Genomic DNA, 5,957 nt, shown 5'->3' on the forward strand with positions numbered 1-5,957 from the left:
GGCGCCGATGCGTTCAACATCGACCTGCCCGATACGAAGAATACGTACCAGGCCAACGCCTTCACGCCGGGCGTCGACAAGCTGGTGCTGCTGGGAGCCAACAGCTTCACGATCGACAATACCGGCGCCAACAGCATCGTGGATATCACCGAAACGGCAGGCGGCCAGCACACCATTGTCACGGTGGTGGGTGTTGATCTTGCCGCAACCGACATCACCACGATCGTCTGAGCGCAGGCCGGGCCGCAAGGCCCGGCCTGATTGCGGATCTCAGGGCTTGGAGATGACGATCTGGCTGATCGCGTTCTGGCTTGCGTCGTAATTCAGGAGCGTGCCGGAGATGCCCGTGGCGGTGAGCGTGCTGCTCGCCGCCGCGTTGCTCTTGATGGCCGAACTGGTCATCGTGCAGGCGCCGTTGCTGGCGGTGACGCAACTACCGTTGCCGCCGGGGGAGAAGCTGCCGCTCACAGTGGCGTTGGGAATCAGCGCGCCGCTGTTGATGTCCCGCACGGTAACCGTGGCGGAGGCCCGCCAGTTGCCGCCCGTCTTGGCCGAGCTGCCGCTCATGGACTTCAAGGCAACGGTCTTGGTGGGCTGCGGCGCCGGCGTCACGTTTCCGCCCGAGCCCAGCGAGTAAAGCAGCAGGTTCGGGGTGGCAGCGGCAAACAGCTGCAGGCGGTTGGGCGTGGCAGTGGAGGTCAGAAAGGCAGTCACGTCGGCAGGCGTGGCCGCCGGGTTGGCCGCCAAGGCCAGCGCTGCAACGCCGGCCACGTGCGGGGAGGCCATCGACGTGCCGCCTATGGTGTTGCTGGCAGTGGCGCTGGTGTTCCAGGCCGACGTGATGCTGTGGCCGGGGGCAAAGATGTCCACGCAGGCGCCGTAGTTGGAATAGGACGCTCGATAGTCGATGTTGGTCGATGCCCCCACGGTGACCGCGCTGGGCTCGCGCGCCGGGGAGTAGTTGCAGGCGTCGGCGCCGTTGTTGCCAGCCGCCACCGCGACGGTGACGCCTTTGGCGACTGCGCCGGCCACGGCCGCGTCCACCGCCGCGGATGCGGCTCCGCCCAGCGACATGTTGGCCACAGCGGGTCGCAGCGTGCTGTTGGCGACGTAGTCGATGCCGGCGATTACGCCGCTCCAGGCGCCCGAGCCCGCGCAGTCGAGCACTCGAACGGGAGTGATCGCCACTCCCTTGGCCACACCCCAGGTGGTACCGCCGACCGTGCCTGCCACGTGCGTGCCATGGCCGTTGCAGTCGTTGGTGCCATTGCCGTCGGCGATGGCGCTGAAGCCGGGCCGCAGGCGGCCGGAAAACTCGACGTGGTCGGGCCGGATGCCGGTGTCGATGACGAAGGCGTGGACGCCGGCGCCGTTGTTGGTGAAGTTGTACTGGGTGTCCAGCGGGCGGTCGGCCTGGTCGATGCGGTCCAGGCCCCAAGTGGCCTGGTTCTGCGTTTGCTTGAGCGACACCGTGTGGTCCTGCTCGATGTACTCGACATTCGGGTTGTTGCGAATGCCTTGCAGGGCGGCATCCGGCAGGCTGGCGGCAAAGCCCTTGAGCGCGCCGGAATAGGTGTGGTGCAGCTGGCCCCCCTGACCGTTCATCAGATTGGCAGCCTCGGCAGCGGCGTTCGGCACGCTTTTCTTGAACACCACGATGTAGCGTCCGGGAATTGGCTGCGATTGGGCAAACGGATGAGAAGGGGCGTCAGTCGTCTGTGCGAACGAGACCGGCGAGAGAACGACCATTGCGGCCGCGGCAAGAGAAAGAAACTTCATGAAGCAAACCCTGTTGAAAGACGGCTGTGCTGAGAGCGAGCTCAGCCGTCCCGCATGGTAGAGCTCATGAAGGCCAACACGACAGTTTGGCGAACGGGAAAAAGTAAGTGGATGAGCTGGTCTTTAACAATTGATGAGCCGGCAAACTCGTCAGTTGCCAGCGGTCCGCTGCCAGCTGAGGTGCCTGGCTCAGCACATCAGTAGGCTGGCCACTGTCCAGCTGAGCCGATGGGCATGAGCAAGGCCCTGCCCTCAACGCATACGAGGTGCGCCAGAAGTTACCGTAGGTTGCTTTTAGAAGGCAGGCGATATCCGCACTGCGGGGAGCGCCTGGCAGGGTCAGCCCGAACCTTCGTACCAGCCCATGCGCATCCCAATGAAAAAAGTGCTCTCAGCGGGGCAGCTGAAAAAAACTAGGTAGTCCATTTGGTGCTCGGCAATCACTGCTCGACGTTCGATGTGGGGAGCTCCAGGTACTCCATGAGGTGTATTTGCAGCGCGAGCTGCGCTGTTTATTGTCGATGGCCTCCCATGAACGATCGACAACCAAAAGTGGAGCCAGTTATGCGCATCAAATCCGACACGTGCGGTTACCCGGCCGAGGAGCCAGTCCCCGGCAGTGCACACGAGCGCGAAGTTTTCGTGATCGAGAATCTGACTGCCGAGAGTGGCGCCTGTGCCACGCACCAGCTGACGATCTATCGCTTTTCGGAGTCACCCCCTACAGCGGGTGTGATCGACGTGAGTGTTTGTGACGTTGCCCCGGCCGACGGCGCCGCGCCGGAAACGGTAGCTGGTTTCGTGACGCGGTTTGGCGGCGATGCGACTGTCCTGGGCACGCCCGCAACGGGCGGGCTCGCCCTGCTCTACCGCTCGCCACGGTAGACGCCCATCTTTTGACACAGCCCTAACGGTCAGGGATTCATGACCGGCGCTTTCTAGGAGTTCCAGATCATGCCTTTAACAATATCCGGGTCACTGGCGATCGACGAAACATCGGGCACACAGAACGCCTCGAGCACCTCGAACGTATTTGCCGATAACGACGTCAGCTTGGCCACGCTCAGCGCGCCAGCAGGAGCGCCTGAATTTGACCTTCTTCTGGCTGCGGTAGCGGGGACGGGCGTATCGCCGACCGGCGTTTCGGTGAGCAATGCCGATGCCGCCCACCCGACCGGTACGCCGCTGATCACCGGCCTGGGGCCCAACGTCACCAACCTGGCCTTTACCGACAGCGCAGGCCAGCCGTTGGATGGCGATGTAGCCAAGTTCGGGGCCGGCGCGACGGACTTCCTGATGACCGCCGATGGCTACAAGATATTCCTCTACAGCTACTCGGCCCTGGTGGGTACTCGCACTGTCAACGGTGCACTGCCGGCCGACCTCGCCGGCGTGGATGAGAACAACGCCGTTTTCGGCATCAAGGCCAATGTCAGCGGCGCCGGCGGCGTTGCGGACCCGAACGGCGCTTTGATTTTCGCCGCGTACCTGCAGCCGACGAATGCTTCGGGCGTCGTCCAGTCTTCCGATCTGAATGCGGTGGGCGCCAAGGTCTGGATGGTGGAGTACCAGCCGATCCAGCACGGGACCGCCGGCTCGACGGCCGCCGCCTATGATGACGCCAGGCTCCTGTTCGACCCGCTGAACGTTGGCGTCAGCACCCGGACCGAGTTCTCGCTGGAAGGCGCGCCCTCCGGCCAGAACCTCTTCCTGATGTACGCGGACGGCTCGCCTGCCGCGGGCGAGACCGCCATCGTCGTCACCGGCAAGAACCCCATCAACCAGTCGATCGACTCCAGCGGCATCACCGGTGGCGACACCGTCAATACGGGGCAGGGCGGCGGCAAGACGACCATCGGCTCCAACAACCAGATGATCGACCCGAACGAAGGCATGTATTTCACCTTCGTCAAGCTTTCTGCGGCGTCGGCGCCGTTGACCGTCCCCAACCTGGACCAGAACGAGGCGGACGTCGAAGCCAACATCGATTTCGACTCCTACCTGGGCCAGACCGAGGCGATCTTCACGGTCGTCCAGATGCAGCCGCCCAAGGCGGCCACGCTGCGTCTCACCGCATTGAACAACGCGGACGGAACGGAGAAGGGCGTTGATTTCATCGACGGACTGAACGACGGCACCGGGGTAGACATCCACGGTGGCGACGACGACAGCCTGGTCAATATTTCCTCCGTCACGATCACCCGCGTCGTCAAGACCGGAAAGACATTGACGACCTACAACCTCAGCTATTCAGAAAGCGGCTCCCCCACCAGCAGCCCACCCGGTGGTCCGCTCAGCGACATTACCGTGGACTTCTCGGGGACCACGGTGAAGATCACCGGCGCGCTGGCCGGCGACGTCATCGACTACAAGACCGATTCCTTGCACAACCGGGTGCTGATCGACAACGTCGGCAACACTGACGCAAAGTTCAACTCCGCCTTCGACATCGGCGGGTTCAGCCTGATCAGCGCAAGTACCGTTCCGACCCCGTTCCAGGAGCTGACTTTCCAGGACGACGGCCCTACCGCCGCCGTCGTGGCGGGCACCAGCGAGGTGATCGTCGACGAGTCGTCCGGCGACCAGGATGACGACGTGGCAGGCACCACGGCTTTCGATCCCGACGGCACTGGCGGCAACCCGGCGACGACGCTGGCAGCCTTGTTTGCCATCTCGGGTGCAGGCACGGACACCAATTTGCCGCAGTACGCACTGAGCGGCGGCGCGGTGGTGGCATCGACCGGCAGCTCCGGCGGCACCGACGGCCTGAAGTCGACGGTGTTCTCGCTGGCGATCGCCGGAGGTGTGAACGGCACCGATTCGCTGCTCGATACGACCGACGGCAAGGATGTGAAGCTGTTCAAGGAAGGCGACCTGATCGTCGGCCGCTATGACGTGAACAACGGCACCGTGGATGCAACCGACCCGGCGGCGTTCGCGATCGCGATCGACCAGGGCGGGCGGCTGGCGGTGGCGCAGTACGTGTCGCTCAAGCACCCGACGGCCGGCGATGGCACCACGCCCGCAGGGTCCCATGACGAACGGATCGACCTGACCGGCCTGGTCAACGCGGTGGTCACGGTCACCGACAACGACAACGACACGGCGTCGAACTCGACCGCCGTCGGTGACAAGATCAACTTCGACGACGACGGCCCGACGGCCGGTATCGCCCTGGGCACCAGCGAGGTGATCGTCGACGAGTCGTCCGGCATCCAGGATGACGACGTGGCAGGCACCACGGCTTTCGATCCCGACGGCACTGGCGGCAACCCGGCGACGACGCTGGCAGCCTTGTTCGCCATCTCGGGTGCAGGCACGGACACCAATTTGCCGCAGTACGCACTGAGCGGCGGCGCGGTGGTGGCATCGACCGGCAGCTCCGGTGGCACCGACGACGCCAAGTCGACGGTGTTCTCGCTGTCGATCACCGGCGGCGACGGCACCGACTCGCTGCTCGATACCACCGACGGCAAGAACATCGTGCTGTTCAAGGAAGGCGACCTGATCGTCGGCCGCTATGACGTGAACAACGGCACCGTCACGGCAGCCGACCCGGCGGCGTTCGCGATCGCGATCGACCAAGGCGGCCGGCTGGCGGTGGCGCAGTACGTGTCGCTCAAGCACCCGACACCCGGCAACGGCACGACGCCAGCGGGCTCATTCGATGAAAGGATCGACCTGACCGGCCTGGTCAACGCGGTGGTGACGGTCACCGACAATGACAACGACACCGCGTCCACTTCGACCGCGGTCGGTGACAAGATCAACTTCGACGACGACGGGGTCAGCGTGGCCTTCGGCAACTTGATCGGCACCGGCAGCATCAACCCGCAGTACGGCAACTGGACCTCCAACGCCGGAACCGACGGCATCGCTCCAGGGGTCACGGGACTGGACATCAATGTGACGGGATTCACGATCGTGCGGCCCAACAGCACGACCGCCACCGGGACGGCCACGTTAGAGCCACTGGCAGGGTCACCGAATGCGAGCGGCGACTTCCTTTTCAGCGGAACGCTCAGCGCTGACTTCGACAACAACCCAGGCACGACCGACGCGCCGATTAATTACTTCCTGACGGCATTGGCCAACGGCACCTACAAGCTGGACCTTGTCGAAGGATTTGTCTCCACCACGAGCACCGTGTCGACGATCGATGGATTGACTGCCGGCGG

At 64.1% G+C, this 5,957-nt stretch carries 4 protein-coding genes; 3 read left to right on the plus strand and 1 reads right to left on the minus strand.

Annotated elements, in window-relative coordinates; all coding sequences use genetic code 11:
* The coding region (locus HNE04_RS27680; RefSeq protein ID WP_207717513.1) for a hypothetical protein at window positions 1-231 on the plus strand (231 nt) is incomplete at its 5' end.
* Window positions 232-270: 39 nt separating this feature from the next.
* On the opposite strand, the gene HNE04_RS27685 is transcribed toward HNE04_RS27680, so the two are convergent.
* A complete protein-coding gene (locus HNE04_RS27685) occupies window positions 271-1,779 on the minus strand; it encodes a S8 family peptidase (RefSeq protein WP_172227083.1) in 1,509 nt (502 codons plus the stop codon).
* A gap of 564 nt (window positions 1,780-2,343) precedes the next feature.
* Here HNE04_RS27685 and HNE04_RS27690 point away from each other — a divergent pair.
* Both HNE04_RS27690 and HNE04_RS27695 read left to right on the plus strand, forming a co-directional pair.
* A complete protein-coding gene (locus HNE04_RS27690; protein ID WP_172227086.1) occupies window positions 2,344-2,664 on the plus strand; it encodes a hypothetical protein in 321 nt (106 codons plus the stop codon).
* A gap of 69 nt (window positions 2,665-2,733) precedes the next feature.
* A partial coding sequence (locus HNE04_RS27695) for a DUF5801 repeats-in-toxin domain-containing protein (RefSeq protein WP_207717755.1) occupies window positions 2,734-5,957 on the plus strand: 3,224 nt, incomplete at its 3' end.

The organism is Caenimonas soli (assembly GCF_013155545.1).
In the GTDB taxonomy this organism is placed as follows: Bacteria; Pseudomonadota; Gammaproteobacteria; order Burkholderiales; family Burkholderiaceae_C; genus Ramlibacter; species Ramlibacter soli.